The sequence below is a fragment of the uncultured Pseudoxanthomonas sp. genome, from assembly GCF_947498795.1.
In the GTDB taxonomy this organism is placed as follows: Bacteria; Pseudomonadota; Gammaproteobacteria; order Xanthomonadales; family Xanthomonadaceae; genus Pseudoxanthomonas_A.
This window is the reverse complement of the sequence record NZ_CANMLQ010000004.1, coordinates 171,975-194,879: the sequence shown is the minus strand read 5'-3', so window position 1 is coordinate 194,879 and position 22,905 is coordinate 171,975. Positions and strand designations below refer to the sequence as shown.

The following is a 22,905-nucleotide window of genomic DNA, read 5'->3' as shown; positions in this document are numbered from 1 at the left end:
GTGTCCGCACTCTTCTCCCTTCCCCACTAGCTCCGCGGTACGACCGCCAGCGTCAGCCGCGAGACGCAGACCAGCTTGCCGTCGTCGTTCTCGATGCGGATTTCCCACAGCTGCGTGCTGCGGCCCACGTGCAGGGCCCGCGCGGTGCCGGTGACCACGCCGCTGCGCATCGCGCGCACGTGGTTGGCGTTGATCTCCAGGCCCACGACCATCTCTTTCGTCGTATCCACGCACAGGTTGCCGGCCACGCTGCCCAGCGTCTCGGCCAGCGCCACCGATGCGCCCCCGTGCAGGATGCCGTAGGGCTGCACGGTGCGCGCATCCACCGGCATGGTGCCGCGCAACCAGTCCTCACCCGCTTCGGTCATCACGATGCCGAGGTTCGACACCAGCGTATTGGCCGCATGCGCGTTGACGGCGGCGAGATCGACGGGGGCACGGAAAGCCATGGCGTTTCTCTTGAAGAGCGAGTGGAGGGGAGCGGGGCGCAGAGGCGTAAGAGGGTGAAGGGTAAGGGGTGCGCTCACTCCTCGCTCCTCTCCGCTCACTCCGCCCTTACAGAATAGGTACCAGCCCAGCGCCGAATGCGGTGAGCACGCGGGTGTACAGCCATTTCGGCCCGACGTTGACCTCGGGGAAGTCGCCGACCGCCACGTAGCAGCGATGGAAAGCGGGGTCTTTCGGGCTGACCGGCAGCGGGCAGTCGGGACCGGGCTGGAATTCGTAGCTGGTGGCGTAGCGCCATGGCCAGAGATCGAAGATCGGCAGGGCTTCGGACACCTTGCCCAGGCTGTAATCCAGCCCGGAGAACACCGGCGGCTTGGCGCGCGGCGCGATCGTCCAGGCGTTCTCCGGCGACATGTCGCGGCGGATGCTGTCGGCCAGCGCGCGTGCGAACGCGGGATCGTCGATCACCACCGCCGCCTCGGTGTTGTAGTTCTCCGACCGCGGGTCGAAGTTGTGCGTGCCGATCACCGCCGTTTCGCCGTCGATCACCATCGACTTCGCATGCAGTCCCATGCGCACGCCGGCGCGCTTCAGCGGCAGCGGCTCAGATCCGGCGCCGCTGCTCAGGAACGACGGCCGCGATTCGGTGCGCTGGAGGCGGCGCGTGGTCTCACCGGACGCCGCGTTCGACGAGGACCCACCCGAAGGACCGAGGGAACCCGACGGTCCGCGCAGGCGACCCGTGCCGCTGCCGCTGCCGCCGCCTTGCGCATCGGGCGAGGCGACGGGCGGGCCTTCCGGCATCAAGGCCGCATAGTCCACCGGCGCGTCCTCGGGGAACGGCTTGTATTCGTGGATGCGGAACCCGAACTCGCGCAGGTAGCGGCGCTTGTACTTGAACGACATCGAATAGACGATCGGGTTGTCGGTCGCGGCCAGGCTGTTGGTCGACACGGTCACCTGCGGCGGCGGTTCGCGCTGGCGCATGTCGCGGAACATCACCTGTGCCTGCTTCGACATGACCAGGTAAGGCGTCTGCAGCAGCACTTCCGACTTCGCGCCTCGGATCAGCGCTTCGAGTTCCGGCGCGGCGGGCGCGTCGTCGTCGCGTCGCTCGCGACGGTGCTTCTGCGGCAGGTCGGCGATGTAGCGCACCGCGCCGACGGCGAACGCAGGGTCGACGAAGCGCGCCTGCACCACCGCCGGGTCGCTCGCCTGCTCGACCGCTTCCTGCACGCGCGCCGGCCGCAGGTAGCGCGGCACCGGCATGGCCGGCACGCCATCGCGCAGCAGCCTGCGCCCCACGTCGTTGAGCCGCTCGGCCGGCACGCTCCGCCGCGCGTCCCAGAAGGCCTGGAAGTTCGCCGCCATGGCCGAGGCCTCAGGTCCGGCGACCAGCACGTCGCGGTCGCGGAAGTTGTACTCCGCATCCCAGTCGAAATAGTCGTCCTGGTAGTTGCGTCCACCGCTGATGCCAATGCGGTCGTCCACCAGCAGCAGCTTGGTGTGCATGCGCTGGTTGAAACGGCGGAAACAGCACAGCACGCTGCCGGCATAATCCAGATAGTTCAGCTTGGCCTTGCCGAAGCTGGGGTTGTAGATGCGGATGGAAAAGTTCTCGTGCGCGCCGGACAGCGCCGCCAGGATCTCCAGGTCGGCGATGGCCGACAGCTGGTCGATCAGCACGCGCACCTTCACGCCACGGCGCGCCGCCGCGAGCAGCTCGTCCAGCACCAGCCGCGCGCTGTCGTCCTTGTCGAAGATGTAGGTCTGCAGGTCGATGCGCGCGCGCGCGCTGCGGATCAGGTTCAGGCGCGCCAGCAGCGCATCCGACCCCTTGTCCAGGATCACCGCGTAATGCCGGGGCGCGGCCGGCGTGGACGCAGCCGATGCCTGGCCGGCCAGGTCGTACAGCGGCGACGGCAACGCACAGGCGTCGGCCTGTGCGCACTCGACGACCGGGGACCGGGCGGCGGCGGCGATGCCGGCCGCGCGGTCGCGCTGGCGGTCGGACAGGCTGGCGCAGGCCGTGCCCAGCAGCGCAAGGCTGAGCACCGCGCAGCGCACGGCGAGCGTGGAGAAACGGGAGGTCACTGTGTCTTACCGCCCCGGATGCGGGCACGCAGCACGAATACCACGCGGTCGCTGACCGCCAGCATCCAGTCGTCCATGTCGTAGTCGCTGCGGCGCACCGCACCGGTGGCGACGACGTCGCAGTCCACGGCGGGGCGGGCGCAGGTGCCGGGTGCCACCGTCAGGCTGCGCGGCCGGCTGATGCCCTTGATGCTCAGGTCGCCCTCCAGCGTGCCGCCGTCGTAGAGCAGCATGGGGTCGTAGGGCTTGGAGGTGAACGTGACCACCGGGTAGCGGTCGGCGTCGAAGAACTTCTCGCTGCGCGCCCATTCGGCATAGCGGGCGTGGTCGACGATCTCGACCTCGCGCGTGTACATCCGCAGGCGCACCTGCTGGCGCCCGTCGGGCAGGTGCTCGACCGATCCCTCGTAGCGGGGGAACACGCCGTCCAGCACCTGGCCCCAGCGCGTGCGCAGTTCGAACCCCAGGCGCGTGTGCCCGGGGTCGAAATCGTTCCTGCCCTGCGCCCACGCGGGTGCTGCGCACAGCAGGGCCAGGCACAGCACGACCAGCCAGGCGGCCAGTGGCAGTTCCGGCTTCATGGCCACCAGAACGCGGAGAGCTGTGCCACTCCCGGCTCGATGGCGGCGTCCACCGGCAGGGTCAGCACCACGACGCCCGCCGGCGGCATGCCGCGGTACTCGCTGGTCACGCCGGAATACATCAGCGCCGCCAGCTGCTCGAAGCCGGGGTTGTGCCCCACCATCAGCAGGCGTTCGGCCTCGCGGTGCTGGTCGGCCAGGTCGGCCAGCGTGCCGGGAGTGGCTTCATAGATGCGCTCCTCCAGCCGCTGCTCCACGTAGCCGATCGCATCCAGCACCGCTTCCAGCGTCTCCCGGGCCCGGCGCGCGGGGGAACACAGCACGCGATCAGGCACCAGGCCCTGCTCCTTCAACCAGCGTGCGACGGCCTCGGCCTCGGCCAGGCCCTGCGGCGACAGGGGACGGTCCAGGTCGGACTGCCCGGGGGTCGCCGGTTCGGCATGGGCATGGCGCAACAGGATGAGTTCACGCATGGGACGCTTGCTCCTTAGGCTTTCTTGATCCACTTCAACAACGGTTCCCAGTCGGCCTGGTGCTCGCGCACTTGGGCCGAGCGGTAGTCGAACAGGCTGCGGCCCAGGCCCGCCATCACCACGTAGGCCTGGGTGTCGCGCAGCTGGGTGATGACCGGGTAGGGCCAGGTCTTCAGCATCTCCACCGCCTGCTGCGATGCGTTCGTCCACGGCTTGCTTCGGTTGACCACCAGGCCGACCGGCAGTTTGCGCTTGTGCACGCGTGGCACCTTGGCCATGGTGTTCAGGAAGCCGACGGTGGCCTCGATGTCCAGCGCCGACGGCAGCACCGGCACGACGACGGCGTCGGCCTGCTCGAGAAAGCTTTCGAGATCGTCGGCCATCGCGCCGGCCGGCGCATCGATCACCACGCGCTCGGCGTCCTCCGGCAGCCACGCCTTCCAGGCACGCTTGCCGCTCGCGTCGATCGGCAGCACCGCCGTTTCCAGTTCAGCCCGGCGCTCGGCCCAGCGGGTGGAGGAATGCTGCGGATCCACGTCCACCAGCACGGTACGTTTGCCATCCAGTGCGAAGTACGCCGCCAGATTGGTCGCCAGGGTGGTCTTGCCCGCGCCGCCCTTGGAGCTGGCGACCAGAATCGTCTTCATGCGCGCACCTCGTTGCTGGAGAACCCGGAGGGTACACCGGGGGCGGTGAAGCAGAAAGGCGGGGAGGCAGGCGTGAGGGGAGAGGAGCGAGCGAAGGCAAGACCCGGCTTCCCCTCACTCCTCACTCCTCGCCCCTCATGCCTTGCTGTTATCGTTCCGTCCCCACGGACCGGATGCGCCATGAACGAGCTGCAGGACCTGACTGCGCTGATCCGCGCCAACACCCCGCTGATCGTCATCGAGACCCAGGACGAAGGCCGCGTGGTCGAGCTTTTCCGGCAGGCCTTGGGGCAGGTGTGGCGGGCGCTGTTCCGCTGGAGCATCACCGAGGGCCTGCGCCGGCTGGACATGGACCGCGAGGACGACGCCGTCGGCCCGCCCGACGCCAGCGCCGCCCTGCAGGCCATCAAGCAGGCCGAGCAGCGCGGCATCTACCTGCTGCTGGATTTCCACCCCTACCTCGGCTACGCCAGCAGCCAGCGCCAGCTCCGCGACATCGTGCAGCGCCGCCACAGCCTGCCGCACGTGGTGGTGCTGGTGGGTGCCAAGATCGAACTGCCTTCCGAACTGGACGCGCTGGCGGTGCGCTTCAACCCGCGCCTGCCCGACGGCCACGCCCTGCTGAAGATGGTCCGCGAGGAAGCCGAGCATTACGCCCGCGAACATGGCGGCCGCCGCGTCGAGGCCGATGGCGAGGCGGTCAAGCAGATCGTGCGCAACCTGCAGGGCCTGAGCCTGGTCGACGCGCGACGGATCGCCCGCCAGCTGATCTTCGCCGACGGCGCCCTGACCGCCAGCGACCTGCCCGCGCTGAACAAGCTGAAGTTCGAACTGCTCAACCGCAGCGGCCACCTCCACTACGAATACGACACGGCGAAGTTCGCCGATGTCGCCGGCGCATCGCGGCTCAAGCGCTGGATCGAGCAACGCCGCGCGGTGTTCGTGTCCGGCAATCCACCGCCGGGCCTGGACCTGCCGAAGGGCGTGCTGCTGCTCGGCGTTCAGGGCTGCGGCAAGTCGATGCTGGCCAAGGCCACGGCTGCCGGTTTCGGCGTGCCGCTGCTGCGGCTCGACTTCGGCACGCTGTACGACAAGTACCACGGCGAGACCGAAAAGAACCTGCGGGCCGCGCTGGCCTCGGCCGAACAGCTGGCGCCGTGCGTGCTCTGGATCGACGAGATCGAGAAAGGCCTGGCCAGCGGCGGCGACGAGGACGGCGGCGTCTCGCGCCGCGTACTCGGTTACCTGCTGACGTGGATGGCCGAACGCAAGGCTGGCGCCGGGAGTGGACAGGTGTTCCTCGTCGCGACGGCGAACCAGGTGCAGGACCTGCCACCGGAACTGCTGCGCAAGGGCCGCTTCGACGAGATCTTCTTCGTCGACCTGCCCTCGCCCGATGCGCGCGTCGAGGTATTGCGCGTGCATCTCACCCGCCGCGCGCTGGACCCGGAAGGCTTCAACCTGCCCGCGCTCGCCGCCGCGGCGAACGGCTTTTCCGGCGCCGAACTGGAACAGGCCATCGTCTCGGCGCTCTACGCCGCGCATGCCGAACAGAAGCCACTGGACACCGACCTGGTGATGCACGAGATCCGCAGCACCCGCCCGCTATCCGTGCTGATGGCCGAACAGGTGCAGGCGCTGCGGGAGTGGGCGCGGGAGCGTACGGTTCCCGCGGACTGACCTTGGCTCCGGTGGCGGTAGCGACGTCAGTCGCGAATGGCCGACAGCAGTCTGTCCAACGTCATGCCAGCAGGAAGCCGACAACGTAGATCACCAGGATCAGGAACGACAGCAGGATGAAAAGCTGGAAGCGGTAAAGCAGGTACAGCACCTTCCGCTCTTCGCCGGGCAGGTCGAACAACGCCCTCGACATGCGGAACTTCATCAGGTTCGTCACCAGGTGCAGTGGCGTCCCGAACGAACGGAACTGATCGATCTCGGGGTGATGCGGATGCACCTCGGCAATGGCCGCCTTCAGCCGGCGGATCCAGACGTAGTTGTTGGCAAAGGCACTCAGCACTACGGCGAACAGGGCGTATTCGATCAGCTTCATGCCGGGACGCGCCCGCCGGGAATCCCGTGTCCGTGGAGCGGCACTGTACGACTCAACGCGCACCACCGTCGCACATCTGCCGGCGCCTCGGCGGCACGTACGCCTCGCTGCCGAAGCAGTAGGACGTCCTCAACGCACCTTCCATCTGATGCGCGTAGGTGGTGTACCACTCGGCCACGCTCACGCGCAGTCCGCAATCGGAATCGCCGTGCCCCGTCATGACCTGAACACGCTGGGGGCCTTTGCCCTTCACATACTCGGACACCTCGAAAGTAACGCGCACGTTGTCCAGGAACCTTCCGTAGGCACGGATCTCTTCTTCCGACGGTGCGCCGAACAGCGCAGCCAGCGTCGCGCGGACCTGTCCCCACGCATTCCGCGCCGGCGGCAACGGACGTACCTCTTCGATCTTCACCGGACTGCCGACGAACACCAGCGTCGCCTTCTCCAGCGGCGAGCCTTCCAGATCCTCCGGAGAACACAGGCAGGCGAGTACGTTGCCCGCCACGCAGGCCGCTGGCAGTACCAGGTATCGCCATCGCGACATGCGCCTCATGATGTCCCCCTCGAACCTGTCTCACACGATTCGCGCATCCGCCGCTCATCCCCGCGTGTTCTTCTCATCCCACGCCATCGGCTGCCACAGCTCCACCTTGTTGCCTTCCGGATCCATGATCCACGCGAACTTGCCGTTCTCGTGCGACTCGGGGCCTTTGACGACCGGCACGTCGGCGGCGCGCAGCTGGGCCAGCAGCGCATCGAGGTCGTCGACGCGGTAGTTGATCATGAAGGCACTGTCGCTGGGGCTGAACCACTGGCTGTCCCTGTCCGCCACGGTCCACACCGTCAGTCCCCTGTCGTCGGCCGTGTCCTCCGGCCAACGCAACACGGCGCCACCCCATGCTTCCAGGGGCAGTCCGAGATGCGTGTGGTACCACGCCGCCAGCGCCTTGCTGTCGTGGCGACTCTTGAAGAACACGCCGCCTATGCCCGTCACTTTCGCCATCGTTCCGTCCTCCCGGGATTGATTGTGTGTGTTGACCACGGTTTCGCACGCCACGTCGACGCGGTCGTCAGAACGTGGTGGTCTGCCTCAGGTACACGTCCATCGTGTAGGCGAACGCATAATCGCGCATCTTCGCGCGCTCTTCCTGCCGATACCGCGCGGGATCGAGGAAGATGCCCGCGTTCGTACTGGTTTCGGATACGACGGCAGTGGCCTTCTCGAACGCCATGAACGGTCCGATGCACGCGGCGTAGGCTGCGGTTGCCACTTCCGTCGGCGTGCCCTTCACGGGCGTCAGTGCCCTGGCGAAGCGGCGTGCGTAGTCGGCATGGCAATCAAGCACCGCCTTGGCGTGCGGGTCGTCGCCGAACATCGGGTCGGGCGGCGTCTCGGCGTGGGCCAAGGGAACGAGGGCCATCAGTGAGACGAAGGTGGCCAGGGCAGTCAACCGCATGTACAACTCCTTGAGGCAAAGGGATGGTCCAGGATCGAGCGTCCCGCCCGTACAAGTGCAGCGCTGACACGCAACCATCTGGAACAAAGAAGGCGCGGTGCTAGCCCGCACTCCGGTAGATGAAAACACCCGCAATGACCACGTCATAGCTCGGATCTTGAAACCTGGAAGGCACGAACGACGACGTCGTGTCCAGGATGAACACGCCCCTCTGCTCAACGAAGAATTCCGACGTGATGATGTAGACCCCCTCGTAACTCCGATACACCCTCTCTGGCTCAAGGTCCGCCACGGACTTCGGCCAACGAGATGCGGGTATCTCCCCTTCCGGATACTCAAGCAGGGCGTGACGAGCGTCCACCAGGCTTTCAGCGTGGGCGCGAGTAAGCGAAGGCCCGCAAGTGGAAAGAGGCAGGGAGAGCAGCGACATGCACGCCAGCAAGACGGTCTGCCTCGCGTTTCGTGCTCGCTTCATGGATCGGGCCGGTTCTCGTGCATCAAAAGAAGTGAGCATTGGCTCGTTCGGGCGACGGACGGCGGACGAGGGGATGGAGCGCGATTTCCCTTCTCGCCGACTCTGCCGTCCATTGACCCGCAGCTTACTCCTCCCACATTGCATCTATCGAGCTGAGCGCATACCCGGCACGCATGCCATGGCGTATGCGGGATATGCGGGATGCCAGACCCGCCAAGGCTTCGCCCTTCGCCCGGTTGCAACCCGCCGCACGCATCTGGGATGCTCGCCTTTCCACCGGCAGGACACTCGACCGCCGCCCGCGTCCCGACTCCCGGACCGGGAACCTTGGAGGCAAGGAACGGTCGACAGAGACGAAGGAACGAAGGGGACACGATGATCGAGTTGCAGGGCGTGCAGCGCCATTACGCCATGAGCGGGCAGACAGTACGGGCCTTGGCGGGGGTGGACCTGCACATCGGGCAGGGGGAATTCGTCGCCATCACCGGTGTGTCGGGGTCCGGCAAGTCCAGCCTGCTCAACATCCTCGGTTGCCTGGACCGTCCCAGCATCGGCACCTACCTGTTCGAAGGCCGCGACGTGGCCACCTTCGACGACGAGGCCAGCAGCGACCTGCGCAACCGGCGCATCGGCTTCGTATTCCAGAGCTTCCACCTGCTGCCGCGGCTGACCGTGCTGGAGAACGTCATGCTGCCGCTGCGCTTCCACCGCCAGCCGCCGCCCGGCACGCAGGAGCGCGCCCTGTCGTTGCTGGACCGCGTCGGGCTGGCCGAGCGCCGGGACCATCGGCCCAGTGAACTGTCCGGCGGGCAGATGCAGCGCGCCGCCATCGCGCGTGCGCTGCTGCTGCGGCCGGCCCTGTTGCTGGCCGACGAACCCACCGGCAACCTGGATTCGAAGAGCGCCGCCGATGTGCTGGCGCTGATCGACGAGGTGCATGCAGGCGGCCAGACCGTGGTGCTGGTGACCCATGACAACGACATCGCCGGGCGCGCACCGCGCCAGGTGAAGCTGCGCGATGGCAAGGTGGAATCCGATGCGCTCCAGTAAGACGTGGCTGACCGTCATGGTCCTCGCCGCGGCCGCGCCCGCGCAGGCGGTCGTGCTGACCGGCGAAGTCCGCGCCATCGACGCGCAGCAGATCCTTACGCCGCAGTCCAACAGCGCGCCGGTGGTGATCCGCTACTACGTGCCGGAAGGCGAGCGGGTCAAGAAGGGCGACGTTGTGCTGCGCATCGACCCGGGACAGTCCGCCAGCCGCATTCCCGATCTGGAAGCGCAGATCGAGCAAGGCCGTGCCAAGGACGCCAAGGATTTTGCCGAGCTGCAGGTCAAGGCGGTACAGGCGGAAATGGCGCTCGTAGAGGCAGAAGCAGAGCTTGCCAGCGCAAAGCTCGATGCGACGATTCCGCCCGATCTGATTTCCGCGCTGGACTACGACCGCTACCAAGGCGAACTAGACCGCACCACCCGCGAAGTGGCGCTCAAGCGCAAGGATCTGCAAGCTGCCAACGCCGCCGTACAGCGCCGCATCCAGGACGGACGTCTGCAGATAGACAAGCTCGTACTGCAACGCGACTACCACGCTGCGCTCATGCGCACTTCGGAAGTCATCGCCGACCGCGACGGCGTGGTGGTGCACGGATTCAACAATAACTGGATTGGCGGGCGCATCGACGAGGGGTCGTCAACCATGCCGGGAAGCAAGGCCGGCGAGGTGGTCAGCAGCGGCCGTATGAACGTGCGTGCTTGGGCGTTGGAGCCCGACCGCCGCGGCTTGGTCGTCGATCAGCCGGTGGATCTGGCGTTCGACGCCGTGCCCGGACGCAGGGTCGCCGGCCGCATCGCTTTCATCTCCGGCGCGCCCGACCGACGTCCGGAATGGGGAGAAGGACGCTACTTCACCCTGGATATCACGCTGGACGCGCATACGTTGCCGCTGATGCCTGGCATGAGCGTGCGTGTGATCGCGAAACCGGTGGGTGCGCCGGCCACAAAAGGGAGGATGCCATGACACGGCGAGTTTCCCTGCTTGCGCTGCTTCTGCTCGCCGGCACCTCCATGACGCATGCCGCCTCCCTGCGTGTCGATGGCGAGGTTTATGCGCAGCGCAGTGCACAATTGGTTCCACCAGCCGTGGACCGGCTGTGGCAGTTCAACCTGACCCAACTCGCACCCGACGGCAGCACCGTGAAGAAAGGCGACATCGTGGTCGCCTTCGACACCAACGAACTCGTGCGCCAGCTCAGCGAGAAGCAAAGTCTGTTGCAGGAGAAGAAGCGCGAGCTGGAGAACCTGACGCTCGATGTCGCCGAGCGCGAGCGCAGCCAGCGCTTGCTGACCGCGCAAGCCGAAGCAGAGCGCGACAAGGCCGGCCGCAAGACCCAACAGCCGCGCGAGCTGATCGCTGCGCTGGAGTACGACAAATTGGTCGAGGATCGCCGCCGCACCGAACGACTGGCAGTCCTCGCCCAGCAGGCTGAGCACGCAGCCACAGAACAGCGGCGGCAGGAACTGCGCTTGGTGACATCGGAACTGCGGCAGGCGCAGGCCGATGTGACGCGCCTGCAGAGCTCCATAGGCGCGCTCACGCTACCTGCACCACGCGATGGCGTCTTCATGCACAAGAGCAACTGGAATGGCGAGAAATTCGATGTCGGTTCGCAGGTATGGCGCGGCCAGACGATTGCCGAGATACCTGACCCGGCCACGCTCGCGGTGCGTGCAGAACTGCCCGAACGCGACCTGCAGCGCGTCAAGGCAGGCGTGCGTGCACGCATTGTGGTGGAAGGCGGCGGCGGCAGTGCGTACTACGGCAAGGTGGCGAGCATAGGCCGCGCCGTGCGCAGCAAGTCGCAGGTGCAGCCCGTGCCCGTGCTCGACCTGGAGATCCGGCTCGACGACACCAAGGCGAAGTTGCGCCCCGGCCAGGCGGTGCGGGTGGAGCTGACCGTGCCCGACATCGCCGGAGGTGGGAAATGAGCCGCGGGATGCAGCGTGCGACGCTGCTGGCCATCGTCACCCTGCTGGCAGCCTGCGGCAGCGACGACATGCCGATCGCCAGCGAGACCGTCGCGAAAGGTCCGGTGACCCTGCACGTCCGCGGCGAAGGCGAACTGCGTTCATCCAAGCCGACACCCTTGAACGTTCCCGGCAAGAACTGGGCGCAGCGGCAGGTGGTGTGGATGGTGCCGGAGGGCAGCCTGGTGAAGAAGGGCGACGTGCTGGCGCGCTTCGTGTCGCCCGAAGGCGAACAGCAACTGGCGCAGGCGATGATCGACCTGCAGCGCAACGCACTGGCGCGCGCGGCGAAGGAGAGTGGACTGGATTCGGCGCAAGGGCGCGTGGAAGTCGACCTGTCGCTGGTGGCGGTGCAGCTGGGGATCGCGCAGCGCTATGCCGATGCCGACCTCAGCACGGTCGCCCGCAACCAGGTGCTGGATGCGATCGAGGACAAGGAGTACCTGCAGGTGCGGCAGGGCACGCTGCAGTGGCAGCGCGACCAGTCGGGCGTGCGGGGTGGCGCCGAGCTCGCGGTGCTTGATGCGCAACGCGCCACCTTCGACATGAACGCCAAGACGCGCCGCGACGACTTGCAGGCGCTGGAGCTGCGGGCGCCGAACGATGGCGTGTTGCTGCTGGCCGCCAACTGGTCGGGCGACAAGCCGATGGTCGGCGCCAACCTGCGCGCAGGCTTCGAGTTCGGCAGCCTGCCGGACACCTCGTCGATGGAAGTGGAAATCGACCTGCCGCAGATCGAAGCGCAGGGCGTGCAGACGGGTGACGCGGTGGTGCTGCACCCGCTCGGCCGTCCCGACCAGCGCATCGACAGCAAGCTTTCGTGGGTGGCGAGCGCAGCGAAGGTTCGCAACCGCGAGAGCCCGGTGAAGTTCCTGTCGATGCGCGCGCCCATCCCCGCCGACGCCATCGAACGTTACCGGCTGATCCCTGGTCAGCGCTTTGCCGCCTCGGTCGTGCTGCTCGACGCCGAGGACGCGATCGCGGTGCCGAACGTGGCCATCGAACAGCGCGACGACCGCCACTGGGTGCAGGTCAAACAGGGCAACGACTACGTGGCGCGTGAAGTGAAGCTTGGCGTGCGCGGCACGGCCCGATCGCAGGTCCTGTCGGGCCTGAAGGCCGGTGACCAGGTGCGCCTGTCGCAGGTCGACGTGCCCGCACCCGGCGATGGCAAGGACAAAGACAAGGATGCGACGGACGCCGACGGCGATGATGCCGCCGCTGACGACGCGGAAGGAAAGAGCGCATGACCGGCCTGTTCAACCGCCTGCCCACCGTCTGGCGCGAAGCGGTGGAGGAGCTGTGGCGTCGCCGCCTGCGCACGCTGCTGACGCTGCTGGGCATGATCTTCGGTGTGGGCGCCATCGTGGCCATGCAGGCGGTCGGCGAAGGCAGCCGGCGCGAGGCCTTACGCTTGGTCGAAGGCCTGGGCCTGCACAACCTGATCGCCGAAGCCAAGGCACAGGACGAGGACACGCTCAAGGAAACCCGCGAACGCAGCCTGGGGTTGACCGTCGCCGATGCCGAGGCCGCACTGAGCGTGGTGCCCGGCGCGGAGCGCCATGCCGCCGAAAAGCAGGTGCGCACGCACACGGTCTTCAGCGACACGGGACGCAGCGATGCGCAGGCCAGTGGCGTAAGCGCCCATTGGTTCGACCTGTCGTCGCTGAAGATCGCCCAGGGCCGCGCCTTCGATGCCGATGACGAAGCCGCGCTGGCGGCGGTGGCGGTGCTCGGCCATCAGGCGGCTGCCGACCTGTTCCCGAAGGGCGATGCGGTCGGGGGCCTGGTCAAGGTCAACCACGTCTGGCTGGAGGTGATCGGTGTGCTCGCCGACCGCGACCTGGGCCAGGACGATTTCGAAGGCGTGCAGCTGGGCTCGGAGAGCAACCGCATCTATGCGCCACTGGCGAGCGTGCGGGCACGTTTCCGCTTCCAGCCACAGGAGGATGAAGTGGACCGCTTCCTGCTGCGGCTGGACGATCCGCAGCGCCTGGCCGCCGGCGCCGGCGTGCTGTCGGCGGTGCTCGACCAACGCCATGCGGGCATGGCGGACTACCAGTTGATCGTGCCGCAGCAGCTGTTCCAGCAGCACCAGCAGACGCAGCGCATCTTCCAGGTGGTGATGGGCGCGATCGCGGGCGTCAGCCTGCTGGTGGGCGGCATCGGCATCATGAACATCATGCTGGCGAACGTGCTTGAGCGGCGCCGCGAGATCGGCCTGCTGCGAGCACTCGGTGCACGCCGTCGCGATGTGATCGCACAGTTCCTGCGCGAGGCCACGGTCATCTGCATCGCGGGCGCGCTGCTGGGCCTGGTGTTCGGTGGTGTGCTGGCCTACCTGATCGCCACGTTCGCGGGCTGGCAGGTCGCATGGGCGCCGCTGCCGATCCTGTTGTCCGCGGGCTTCTGCGCGGTGGTCGGCCTGGGCTTCGGCGTGTATCCCGCGCGCCAGGCCGCGCAGCTCGATCCCATCGCGGCGTTGCGCCACGACTGAGGCAACGACTTTGCTGAGTCCTCGTGCGGTGCCCAGATGTGGGCGCCGCACGTCAAAGGACGTACTACGCGGCGGTACTTCCGGCGCCTGATCCGCTCACTTGCCGCCGTGCGGCGGCGGAGCTTCCACCAGCGTGCCCGTGCTGTAGTGGCCGCCGGAAGCGGCGCAGTCGATGTCGCGCGCGGGTTCCCACTTGATGGCGGTGCCGGTCACGACGGGCCTGACGAACCGCCAGGGCCAGAAGCCGAAGCGCTGCGAGCCGTTGTAGTGGATCACCGCATCGGCACCCGCCGCCCTGGCATCGGCGATGACCATGGGAAGGATGTCGTTGATGCTTCCGTAGCTGCCCTTCCCGTACTTCAGCTTCCTTACCGTGACGTATGAGAACTCAGCCGGTGGCGTCGCGGTAAAAAGACAGATGCCTCCCTGCTGGCTTTGCGGCTCAGGAGCCGGCGCCGTCTCCTGGGCGCTACAGAATTGCTACGCGCACACCAGCGCTACACCCGTCATCAGTTTGCCGAACATGTTTGAGTTCCCCCTTGTTGGTTTCTGCGGTCTGTTGAAACTATGCGAGAAGCCTCTCGTGCCTGATGCGCGTCATGCCGATCTGCGAACCGGATTAGGATTGAACCGATTCTTAGCGCGTATAGATCGAGAACGAGGCAGAAGCCGGTGCTGCGCATTGACTGAGGTCGTCAAGGGTAGCGTCGATCTGGTCTCTCAAGCGATGTTCGCTACCCACGTACGACCAGTTCATTTGGTTGGAGTGACCGTCACGTGCGCTGAGGAAGAACTTAGTGCCGTGTATCACCGTTAAGCCTGTTGCATCATCAAATGCGTGACCAATCGGAATGCTCTGAGCGGCCAGTTGGTTGTAGATCTCCGTTGATTCAGGGCAATCAGCAATTTCGAGGACAACTGAGCAACTTCTATTCCAATCTCCCACGGCCAAGAATAGTTGTGGCTCTCTCGTCGGTTGACCAAAAGCACCATTCAGTCCGCGGCGGAAGTGGGCCACTAGACCGGTACCATTGCCAACGTCAGGAAGGCGACCGATGCGGATGTCTGTGAGGTTCAGCGTTGTGCCGAAGTGCTCAGGCGAGAGAAGCAATTCAGAGAGGCCTCTGTCATGACAGCCGTCACCCAGAGATGACCAGTTAAGGGGCTCAACGGAAGCAGTACTTGCGCAACCGGCGAGTCCAATCACTGATAGTGCGATGACAGTTTTCATGCAGGCTAAGTGAGGACCATGCCACGCCACGAAGCGGCGCCGGTTTGAATGAATTCTCAGGCCCTTCCCGATGACAGCTAGTCATACCAAAAGCCCTCATTGCTGAGCCACCGACATAGTGCCGTCGTCGAGCCCTGAGCCTCAGGAGAGGCTGGTCCGAACTCAATCCGATCCGACTGGGCTTGCTGTAGCAGAACATGGCCGTGAACGATCTTGAGTTGGTTGAGAACACCGAACTGGAACTCACCACTCAGCTGTCCGCGATCAATCATGTCCTGGAGCTTCCCTGCAGCCGCAGCGGCTGCAGGACGACCGAGGTCGGATTATTGGATCTGCATGTCTGGCTCGATCTTGCTCACAGTGTCCTTGCATAGCGGAGGCTCTGGACCCGTCGCAGCAGCGAGGGAGAACGCTAGTAGAACTGCGATGCTCATGAAGGGCCCCAGCGCTTGGCAGACCCCATCAAGGGGTGATGGCAGATGTTCACTTTCCGCCCAGCACGCGTCAAGGCGCAGGATGTAGCGAGGCGCAAGAATCTTGGTGACGATCAAGCAACAGCCGCAGCGTCGATCACCGCGGAGCGTCTTCGTCGTTCGACGAACCCCGCGACACGCGGCGCTCCATCCACGCCAATACGGAAAGCACGGCCAGCGTCAGCAGCGTAGCCATCAGGGCCAGCCAGCCGTGGCCGAAGCCCACCGCCACGCCGATCACCGCCACCATCAGCAACGAGGCGGCGGTGGTGATGCCGGCGACCACCCGGCCGCGGTGGGCGATCATCGTGCCGGCACCGATGAAGGCGACACCGGCGATCACCGCTTCCACCAACCGGAACGGATCGATCTGCACGCGGCCGTGCGCGTCATGGTGCGCCTGCGCCAGCATCATGTCGCCCATGCCGGTCAGCATGGCGGCGGCGCCCGCGACCAGCGTATGCGTGCGGAAACCGGCGGGGCGGTCCTTCATTTCGCGCTCGAGCCCGATGACGCCTCCCAGCAACATCGCGAACGCGATGCGGGCGACTACCGGCGCCTGTGCTTCCCATCCATCGAACATGGCGAGACCTCCGGTGCAGATGCTTCCACCGGCTCGGTCAAGACCATGCGAAAGCGGTCAGGGTGCGCTGGGCGGGCCGTCCGTCAGCAGGGCGCGGTAGTCCGGACGGTCGGGCAACCAGCCGACGGGCGGATCGCCGGCGAGGCCATTGGCCTGCAGCTGGCGGCGCATGGCGGCGAGTTCGCCGTCGCGCAGGAACACATCGACGTAGTCGGCCGGCAGCTGTCGTGCGGTCGCAGGACGCTGGTACAGCAGCATCGTGTTCTCGTAGACCCAGGCGAAGCGGCGCAGGCGTTCGCGTGCGGCCGCACGTTCGACATCGGTATCGGCCCACTGCACCAGCTGCGGCAGCGCGACGGCGCGCGTGATCAGGATGGAGGCATCGTCGGCCATCAGCGCGTAGATGCGCTTGCAGGCGGATCTTGCCTGGAGCGGCAACGCCTCGACCTGCGTCCGGCACCGCTGCGTGACCGGCGACAGGCTCGGCATCGCGATGGCCGCATTGATTCCCATCACCGCCATGTCCGCAAGATCCTGCGGCGTGGCGGCCCGGCCGATTCCGAAGTCCTCGCCCATCGCGGCCGCCAACGCAGGATCCAGTGGCGGTGCCGGCACCTGTCTCAGCGTCGAGGCCATCAGCAGGCCGACGTCGTTGACGTGCCCGCGATAGTGGGTCGCATTGGCGGCTGCCTGCCAGTAGCGTTCGGTGGCGTTCCCGTCCCTGCGCTCGGCGGCATCATGATAGGCGGCAAGCAGGACCTCGGCGTTCCCGGGATCGGCGGCCATCAGGCGTTGCAGCAATTGCGCGCGATCACAGCGCGCGTCATTCTTCGGGCAGGCATTCAACAACGCCCAGTCCACCAATGGGTCGTCGCCGGTAGATGCGTCGTAGGCGGCCTGGATCCAGTCACGCGCCTCGCGGCGCCAGAAGCTGCGGCTCTCCTGGCGGCGCGCGTCATCGTTCTCGATCGGCCACAGCCATCCCGCGACCAGCAGGTCGCGTGGCGTACCGCGCGCGGCAATCGTGCGCAGCTGTGCTTCTACGTTGGCGCGCCAGGCGCCATGCCATGCCTCACTGGCGGCGGCCAACTGCGGATCGGACTCGACCCGCCCCGGTATCTCGGGAGGCGGGCCCTCCTGCGCGATGGTGGGCGATGCCGCTACCACCGACGCCATCATTCCCAGCCACAAAGCCAGCCTTGTTCTCGTGCGCATCGCCCACTCCTGTCGGGAACCGCGGTCACGTTCGCATGAACTCCGTACCGGACGCCAGCGCTGCGCCCTCCTCCCGACAGCCCCGCTCTTGTCCGTGATCGCTGCGCGCGCGGAAAGCAGCGTCTCTGAGTGCCGTGGCCTGACATCGCTGGACCCCGCCTCCCCGCGGACGATAGCCATGGTCCCGACCTCCCCTATGCCGCCAGCTGTCCCACCACCCACGCCCACATCGGCAGCGTCACCAGCGACAGCAGGATGCCGTAGCCCACCATCGCGGCGGCCAGTCGCGGCGCGAGTTGGTGTGAGATCGCCAGCGCGGCGGCGGTGATCATCGGCGGCATGGCCGACTCCAGCACGTTCGCCTGCAGCATCTCGCCCGACATGCCGAAGGCGAGCGACAGCGGCAGCGCGAGCGCAGGCATCACCAGCAGCCGCAGCAGCAGGCCGACGGCAAGTGGCTTCACTTCGTCGCGCGGCAGTTTCAGCTGGATGGTCAGGCCGACCGCCAACATCACCAGCGGCAACATCGCATCAGCGAGATTCCTCAGCGCCGCGCCGATCCATGCCGGCGGCTGCGCCGGCATCAGCGTCAGCGCGACCAGCAGGGCCCAGACCGGAGGGAACTTCACGATGCGCAGCCCGATCTCGCGCGGGGTAGGCGGCGCGTCGCCGCCGTAACGCGCCAGCACGTAAAGCCCGAAAGTGGAGAGCAGCACGAAGGTGCCGAACTGGTCGTACACCACTGCGTACGGCAGCGCGTGTTCGCCCAGCAATGCGCGCACCATCGGGTAGCCGATGAAGCTGCTGTTGCACAGCGCCACGCACAGCAGCAGCACGGCGTGCTCGTCGCGGCGGAATCCGAACGCGCGCGTCGCCAGGGCCACCAGCGCCAGGGTGGCGATCGTCAGGATCCACGGCGTGGCCACCACGCCAAGCACGGACACATCGACCTGAAGGCGAGGCACGTAGATCAGTACGGCGGCGGGCAGGCAGACGTACAGCACCACGCGGTTGAGGACGTCGGCGGCATTCACGGGGAACACGCGCAGGCGCGCGAACACCATGCCGAGGGCGAGCAGGGCCAGGATCAGGGCGAAGGCATCGAATGCCATGGTGCAGCGGGCGCGACGTGGGGACGGCAGGATCGCACAGCGCTGCGCGGGGCGCTGCGGGACCTTGGTAGCACGCGCGATCCCCCCTCATTCCGTCGGTGTCCGATCGCCGACGGCGGTTCACGCCGGAATGACCGACCGCGGGGAAGCGACATCCCCTTGCACACGCAAGGCTTATCATGGCGGCATGACCAACCCCGCATTCCCCACCACCTCCGGCGCGATCACCCTGGAAGGCCCTGAAGGGCCACTGGAAGCCCATGTCGACTGGCCCGAGGAGGGCGAGCCCGTTGCGCCCATCACTGCCGTGGTCTGCCACCCGCTGCCCACGGAGGGCGGCACCATGCACAACAAGGTGGTGGTGATGGCCGCGCGCAGCCTGCGCGAACTCGGCGCGGTGTCGGTGCGCTTCAATTTCCGCGGCACCGGCGCTTCGGCCGGATTCTTCGACCATGGCGACGGTGAAAGGGACGACCTGCGCGCGGTGGTGGACTGGGTGCGCGAACAGCGGCCGGGCACGCAGTTGTGGCTGGCCGGTTTCAGCTTCGGCGCGTACGTGTCGCTGCGCGCGACGGACGCGCTGCAGCCGGACGCACTGGTCTCGATCGCGCCGCCCGCCGGCCGGTGGGATTTCGATGCGATCGTGCCGCCGACCTGTCCGTGGTTGGTGATCCAGGGCGAAGAGGACGAGATCGTCGAGCCGCAGGCGGTCTACGACTGGATCGATACCCTGAAGCAGCCACCGGAGCTGATCCGCATGCCGGAAACCAGCCACTTCTTCCACCGCAAGCTGATGGACCTGCGCGGTGCCATCAAGCACGCGATGAAAGGCTACGTGCCGGCGTGACGACGGACGACGCCGGAAACATGGCCGCGGCGCCTTCGCAGGTGTATGCGCGCGGCGCGGCGCAGGGCCAGTGGCAGGACGACCCCGCGCAGCATCCTGCGCTGGCCGAGCTGGACCGCATCCACACCGCGCTGCTCGCCGACGACGGCGCGCCCGGCCTGTTCGGTCGATTGTTCGGCAAGGCGCCGGAGCCGGTGAAGGGCCTGTACTACTGGGGCGAAGTGGGCCGCGGCAAGACCTTCCTGGTCGACCTGTTCTACAACAGCCTGCCGCTGCCGACATATTCGGTCTCGCAGAACAAGGCGCACGGCGAGGGTGGCGGCAAGTACCGCACGCACTTCCACCGCTTCATGCGCGGCGTGCACGAGCGACTGCGCCTGCATGCCGGCGAAAGCGACCCTTTGGCGAAGATCGTGCGCGAGGTGCGCGGCAAGCTGCGCGTACTGGTGCTGGACGAGTTCTTCGTCACCGACATCGGCGATGCGATGCTGCTGGCGCGGCTGCTGGATCGCATGTTCGCCGAGGGCATCACGCTGGTGACAACCTCCAACACCGCGCCGCAGAACCTGTACAAGGACGGCCTGCAACGCGCGGGCTTCCTGCAGGCCATCGAACTGCTGCAACAGCACTGCGCGGTGCTGCGCTCCGACGGGCAGGAGGATTACCGCCTGCGCGCGCTGACGCGCTCGCCCGTCTACCGCACGCCGCTGGACGGTGCCGCCGACGACTGGCTGGCGATGCGCTGGCGCGAACTCAGCGGCGGCGAGGCGGCGCACGGCGGCAACATCGAGATCGATAGTCGCAAGATCCCGGTGCGGGGGCGCGGCAAGAGCATCGCGTGGTTCGATTTTTCCGCACTGTGCGAAGGCCCACGCGGTACGGCGGACTACATCGAGGTGGCGCACGAATTCAACACCGTGCTGCTGGGCGGCATCCCGCGCTTCGATGCGCTGAACGAGGATGCCGCGCGCCGCTTCGTGAACCTGATCGACGAGCTGTACGACCGCCACGTCAACCTGGTCTGCACCGCCGCGGAAGCGCCCACGGCGTTGTACTCCGGCACCCGCCTGCAGGGCGCGTTCGAGCGCACCGCCTCGCGCCTGATCGAGATGCAGAGCGCCGAATACCTGGCCACGCCGCACAAGGCCTGAGCCATGGACGCCGTGCCGACCGCGATCGCCTCCACGCTGCAGAGGACGATCAACGTGGGTGGCCGGCTCTGCGTGCTGACCGGCGCGGGTATGTCGGCCGAGAGCGGCATCCCCACCTTCCGCGGCACGCACGACAGCCTGTGGTCGCGCTTCGATCCGATGCGGCTGGCGACGGCCGAGGCCTGGCGCGAGGATCCCGCCCTGGTCTGGGGCTGGTACCGCTGGCGCATGCAGCTCGTACGCCATGCGCAACCGAATGCCGGCCATCGCGCACTGGCGGAGTTGGCGCAACGCGTGCCGCTGTCGCTGGTCACCCAGAACGTTGACGACCTGCACGAACGCGCCGGCAGCGTCGTCGAGGCACATGTGCATGGCAGCCTGTTCGCCCTGCGCTGCTTCGCCTGCAGCCATGCGCACACGATGCTCGACGACTACATGGAAGGCGTGCAGCGTGTCGAGCCGATGCGCTGCACGGCGTGCGGCGACCGCATCCGACCGGGCGTGGTGTGGTTCGGCGAAGCCTTGCCGGACGACGCGTGGGCATCGGCGGTGGATGCCGCCGAGCGTTGCACGTTGATGCTGGTGGTAGGGACGTCGGGCCTGGTGTATCCCGCGGCCGGCCTGCCCGCACTGGCGCGACGCCACGGCGCGACCGTGGTGGAGATCAATCCGGAACCGACGGCGCTGTCCACGGAGGTGGACCTCGTCTGGCGGGCGACCGCAGCGCAGGCCTTGCCTTTGCTGGTTGGCTGAAGCGCAGGCACCGGTTTCACGCACGAGTTGCCAGACTCGGCGCGAGCATTGCGGAGGAGATCTCCCATGAAACCCATCGTCCGTATTCCCTTGTTTGCCGTCGTTGCCGGCGCACTCCTCGTCGGCTGCGACCATGCGCCGAAGCAGGAAGAGGTTGATGCTGCAACGCGGACCGCGGCCGAGATCGCCGATCCGGCGCCGCCGGTGACGGGACGTGAAGCGCCACAGTTCCAGTTCTCCGACGACGACATCGGCATTGCGCTTGCGCCCACGCCTGGCTTCGCGCTGCGCCGCGACTTCACCCGCGACTATCTGTCCAACGGCGACTGGAAGACCTTCGCCGCCCCCGACGTGCGCGGCGAACCGCTGGTCGCGCTGGTGCTGGACGGATCGGACAAGATCACCGCCGCCGAATTGCGCATCGGCACCAGCACCGACAGCCACGCCCTCGTCACCTGCCTGGACCCGCCGGAAGGCGCGACCACCGAACCGCCCGATGAGGTACGCATCGACGGCCAGGCATTCCGTCACTTCCGTGCCAGCGACGCTGCGATGAGCCATTACCAGTCGGTCGATGCCTATCGGTCGGTGCGCAACGAGCGCTGCATCGCCATCGACCTGCTGGTCGCCGGCACCCGCCCAGAGGTCTACGACCCGCCTGCGACGCCGCCCTTCGACGAAGCGATGGCGCGTGCGCGGTTGCAGGAGGCGCTAGGTGCAGTGCGGATCATTCGCTGACGGCTTTTCCACTCTCCACCACCACAGGGACGAGGACCGGCGCGAGGGGGAAGCGCGGCCTCAGGTTCTTGTGGGAGCGACGTAAGTCGCGATCGGCGATCGGTAAAGCCCCATCGCGACTTACGTCGCTCCCACGCCGAGCACTACTGCAGATGACGCCGTACGAACGCGTCAACGGTGTTCGTGTAGTCGGTCGGCAACCCGAGATTGCGATTCACCTCGCCATGCGAGAGATCCTCCGGCAGCACCTCCATCGCCACGCCCAGCGCCTTCCCCTTCTTCGCCATCGCGCGCCCCTGCGGGCATGCGTCCTGCCGCCGCGACGAGCAGACGAACAGCATCGGCACCGCGTCGCGCGTGAGCTGGTGGTAAGGCGAGGCGGCGATCCAGTCGGCCGGATTTCGGCCGAACGCTGCATCATAGATGCGCGGCAGTGGGGGCTTCTTCATCGTCAGCGGCACGTCGAGCGCGCCGCTGTCGAGCGAGACCACACCGCGCGGACGGGCGGCCCCCGCGTCGCGCCACAGCGTGGACGACGCACCCACCAGTGCGGCGAGGTGCGCGCCGGCCGAGTGGCCCATCAGCATCACGTTCGCCGGATCGGCGTTCCATGACGGCGCGCGCTTCTGCACGTCGGCCAGCGCGCGCGCCACATCGCGCGCCTGATCCAGCGGCGCGGTATCGGGACGCATGCGGTAGTTGATCGAGACCAGCACATAGCCTTTCGGCAACCAGTACGCCGCCTTGTTCTCGACCACGCCCGGGTTGTCCTTGTTGCCGTTGGCCCAGCCGCCGCCGTGGACGAACAGGATCACCGGCGCGCGTTGCGGTTGCGCGGGAAGGTAGACGTCGTAGCGTTGGCGCGGATCGTTGCCGTAGGACACATCGCGGACGGCGCGTGCGCCGGCCGGCAGCGTCGGCGCACGCGCTGCGGGCTGGCGCGACGCATCGCGCATCTCCTGCAGGCGCTCACGGAAGGTCTGCGCGGCCAGCGGCAGCACGGCGAACAAGGCACAGGCCAGCAGGCCGGTACGGAACAGCGTCTTCATCGCAT

26 protein-coding genes are annotated in these 22,905 nt (G+C 67.1%); 11 read left to right on the top strand and 15 right to left on the bottom strand.

The annotated features are described in order from the left end of the window. Positions 1-26: 26 nt before the first annotated feature. The 5 genes from Q0907_RS11930 to Q0907_RS11910 all read right to left on the bottom strand — a co-directional run bounded on the left by Q0907_RS11930 (position 27) and on the right by Q0907_RS11910 (position 4,242). Entirely contained in the window at positions 27-449 is a 423-nt protein-coding gene (locus Q0907_RS11930) for a hotdog fold thioesterase (RefSeq protein WP_296278608.1), read from the bottom strand. 106 nt (positions 450-555) lie between these two features. Continuing rightward, complete coding sequence (locus Q0907_RS11925) at positions 556-2,541, bottom strand: phospholipase D family protein (protein ID WP_299344941.1); 1,986 nt, start codon at positions 2,539-2,541, stop codon at positions 556-558. Beyond that, positions 2,538-3,122 (bottom strand): YceI family protein, encoded by a 585-nt coding sequence (locus tag Q0907_RS11920; protein WP_296278610.1) that lies wholly within the window; start codon positions 3,120-3,122, stop codon positions 2,538-2,540. Before Q0907_RS11920 ends, Q0907_RS11925 begins: the two co-directional genes overlap by 4 nt. Beyond that, a complete protein-coding gene (locus tag Q0907_RS11915) occupies positions 3,119-3,595 on the bottom strand; it encodes a histidine phosphatase family protein (protein ID WP_299344939.1) in 477 nt (158 codons plus the stop codon). Before Q0907_RS11915 ends, Q0907_RS11920 begins: the two co-directional genes overlap by 4 nt. A gap of 14 nt (positions 3,596-3,609) precedes the next feature. After that, positions 3,610-4,242, bottom strand: a complete 633-nt coding sequence (locus Q0907_RS11910; protein WP_192274192.1) for a ParA family protein — start codon at positions 4,240-4,242, stop codon at positions 3,610-3,612. A 180-nt stretch (positions 4,243-4,422) separates the two neighbouring features. On the opposite strand from Q0907_RS11910, the gene Q0907_RS11905 reads away from it, so the two are divergent. Continuing rightward, positions 4,423-5,922 carry an AAA family ATPase gene (locus Q0907_RS11905; protein WP_299344936.1) on the top strand — a complete coding sequence of 500 codons (1,500 nt, stop codon included), beginning with the start codon at positions 4,423-4,425 and terminating at the stop codon, positions 5,920-5,922. Between the two features lie 61 nt (positions 5,923-5,983). Here the strand turns inward: Q0907_RS11905 and Q0907_RS11900 are convergent, their stop codons facing one another. The 4 genes from Q0907_RS11900 to Q0907_RS11885 form a co-directional block, all read right to left on the bottom strand. Continuing rightward, positions 5,984-6,295: a hypothetical protein gene (locus Q0907_RS11900; protein WP_299344932.1), complete on the bottom strand. Its 312-nt coding sequence runs from the start codon at positions 6,293-6,295 to the stop codon at positions 5,984-5,986. A gap of 52 nt (positions 6,296-6,347) precedes the next feature. Further along, positions 6,348-6,842, bottom strand: coding sequence for a hypothetical protein (locus Q0907_RS11895; RefSeq protein ID WP_299344929.1), 495 nt, complete (start codon positions 6,840-6,842; stop codon positions 6,348-6,350). Positions 6,843-6,896: 54 nt separating this feature from the next. Further along, positions 6,897-7,301 (bottom strand): VOC family protein, encoded by a 405-nt coding sequence (locus Q0907_RS11890; protein WP_299344926.1) that lies wholly within the window; start codon positions 7,299-7,301, stop codon positions 6,897-6,899. Positions 7,302-7,368: 67 nt separating this feature from the next. After that, a complete protein-coding gene (locus Q0907_RS11885) occupies positions 7,369-7,755 on the bottom strand; it encodes a hypothetical protein (RefSeq protein ID WP_299344923.1) in 387 nt (128 codons plus the stop codon). A gap of 850 nt (positions 7,756-8,605) precedes the next feature. Between Q0907_RS11885 and Q0907_RS11880 the strand changes: the two genes are divergently transcribed. The 5 genes from Q0907_RS11880 to Q0907_RS11860 are packed head-to-tail and all read left to right on the top strand — an operon-like array spanning position 8,606 to position 13,748. Then, the gene (locus Q0907_RS11880) at positions 8,606-9,280 is read left to right on the top strand and encodes an ABC transporter ATP-binding protein (RefSeq protein ID WP_299344920.1); all 675 of its coding nucleotides are present in this window, start codon (positions 8,606-8,608) and stop codon (positions 9,278-9,280) included. Then, the gene (locus tag Q0907_RS11875) at positions 9,267-10,244 is read left to right on the top strand and encodes an HlyD family efflux transporter periplasmic adaptor subunit (RefSeq protein WP_299344917.1); all 978 of its coding nucleotides are present in this window, start codon (positions 9,267-9,269) and stop codon (positions 10,242-10,244) included. Before Q0907_RS11880 ends, Q0907_RS11875 begins: the two co-directional genes overlap by 14 nt. Beyond that, positions 10,241-11,212, top strand: a complete 972-nt coding sequence (locus tag Q0907_RS11870; protein ID WP_299344915.1) for an HlyD family secretion protein — start codon at positions 10,241-10,243, stop codon at positions 11,210-11,212. The genes Q0907_RS11875 and Q0907_RS11870 overlap by 4 nt, the downstream gene beginning before the upstream one ends. Beyond that, positions 11,209-12,501: a hypothetical protein gene (locus Q0907_RS11865; protein WP_299344913.1), complete on the top strand. Its 1,293-nt coding sequence runs from the start codon at positions 11,209-11,211 to the stop codon at positions 12,499-12,501. Before Q0907_RS11870 ends, Q0907_RS11865 begins: the two co-directional genes overlap by 4 nt. After that, positions 12,498-13,748 carry an ABC transporter permease gene (locus tag Q0907_RS11860; protein ID WP_299344910.1) on the top strand — a complete coding sequence of 417 codons (1,251 nt, stop codon included), beginning with the start codon at positions 12,498-12,500 and terminating at the stop codon, positions 13,746-13,748. Before Q0907_RS11865 ends, Q0907_RS11860 begins: the two co-directional genes overlap by 4 nt. A 96-nt stretch (positions 13,749-13,844) precedes the next feature. On the opposite strand, the gene Q0907_RS11855 is transcribed toward Q0907_RS11860, so the two are convergent. Continuing rightward, entirely contained in the window at positions 13,845-14,063 is a 219-nt protein-coding gene (locus tag Q0907_RS11855) for a hypothetical protein (RefSeq protein WP_299344907.1), read from the bottom strand. 322 nt (positions 14,064-14,385) lie between these two features. Then, positions 14,386-14,979, bottom strand: a complete 594-nt coding sequence (locus Q0907_RS11850) for a hypothetical protein (protein ID WP_299344904.1) — start codon at positions 14,977-14,979, stop codon at positions 14,386-14,388. Positions 14,980-15,182: 203 nt separating this feature from the next. Here Q0907_RS11850 and Q0907_RS11845 point away from each other — a divergent pair, with 203 nt between their 5' ends. Then, on the top strand, positions 15,183-15,353 hold the full coding sequence (locus tag Q0907_RS11845; RefSeq protein ID WP_299344901.1) for a hypothetical protein: 171 nt from the start codon (positions 15,183-15,185) through the stop codon (positions 15,351-15,353). A 196-nt stretch (positions 15,354-15,549) separates the two neighbouring features. Here Q0907_RS11845 and Q0907_RS11840 read toward each other — a convergent pair whose 3' ends face one another. The 3 genes from Q0907_RS11840 to Q0907_RS11830 form a co-directional block, all read right to left on the bottom strand. After that, on the bottom strand, positions 15,550-16,035 hold the full coding sequence (locus tag Q0907_RS11840; RefSeq protein ID WP_299344898.1) for an MgtC/SapB family protein: 486 nt from the start codon (positions 16,033-16,035) through the stop codon (positions 15,550-15,552). A gap of 57 nt (positions 16,036-16,092) precedes the next feature. After that, positions 16,093-17,250, bottom strand: coding sequence for a hypothetical protein (locus tag Q0907_RS11835; RefSeq protein WP_299344896.1), 1,158 nt, complete (start codon positions 17,248-17,250; stop codon positions 16,093-16,095). Positions 17,251-17,444: 194 nt separating this feature from the next. Next, on the bottom strand, positions 17,445-18,362 hold the full coding sequence (locus Q0907_RS11830; RefSeq protein ID WP_299344893.1) for an AEC family transporter: 918 nt from the start codon (positions 18,360-18,362) through the stop codon (positions 17,445-17,447). A 187-nt stretch (positions 18,363-18,549) separates the two neighbouring features. Between Q0907_RS11830 and Q0907_RS11825 the strand changes: the two genes are divergently transcribed. From Q0907_RS11825 to Q0907_RS11810, 4 genes are all read left to right on the top strand, one after another. Further along, on the top strand, positions 18,550-19,209 hold the full coding sequence (locus Q0907_RS11825) for a CocE/NonD family hydrolase (RefSeq protein ID WP_296278630.1): 660 nt from the start codon (positions 18,550-18,552) through the stop codon (positions 19,207-19,209). Positions 19,210-19,229: 20 nt separating this feature from the next. Further along, the gene (gene zapE, locus Q0907_RS11820; RefSeq protein WP_299344891.1) at positions 19,230-20,360 is read left to right on the top strand and encodes a cell division protein ZapE; all 1,131 of its coding nucleotides are present in this window, start codon (positions 19,230-19,232) and stop codon (positions 20,358-20,360) included. Positions 20,361-20,363: 3 nt separating this feature from the next. Continuing rightward, positions 20,364-21,113, top strand: coding sequence for an NAD-dependent deacylase (locus Q0907_RS11815; protein ID WP_299344888.1), 750 nt, complete (start codon positions 20,364-20,366; stop codon positions 21,111-21,113). 66 nt (positions 21,114-21,179) lie between these two features. Then, on the top strand, positions 21,180-21,851 hold the full coding sequence (locus tag Q0907_RS11810; RefSeq protein WP_299344885.1) for a hypothetical protein: 672 nt from the start codon (positions 21,180-21,182) through the stop codon (positions 21,849-21,851). A gap of 143 nt (positions 21,852-21,994) precedes the next feature. On the opposite strand, the gene Q0907_RS11805 is transcribed toward Q0907_RS11810, so the two are convergent. Next, the gene (locus tag Q0907_RS11805; protein ID WP_299344882.1) at positions 21,995-22,900 is read right to left on the bottom strand and encodes an alpha/beta hydrolase; all 906 of its coding nucleotides are present in this window, start codon (positions 22,898-22,900) and stop codon (positions 21,995-21,997) included. Positions 22,901-22,905: the final 5 nt, after the last annotated feature.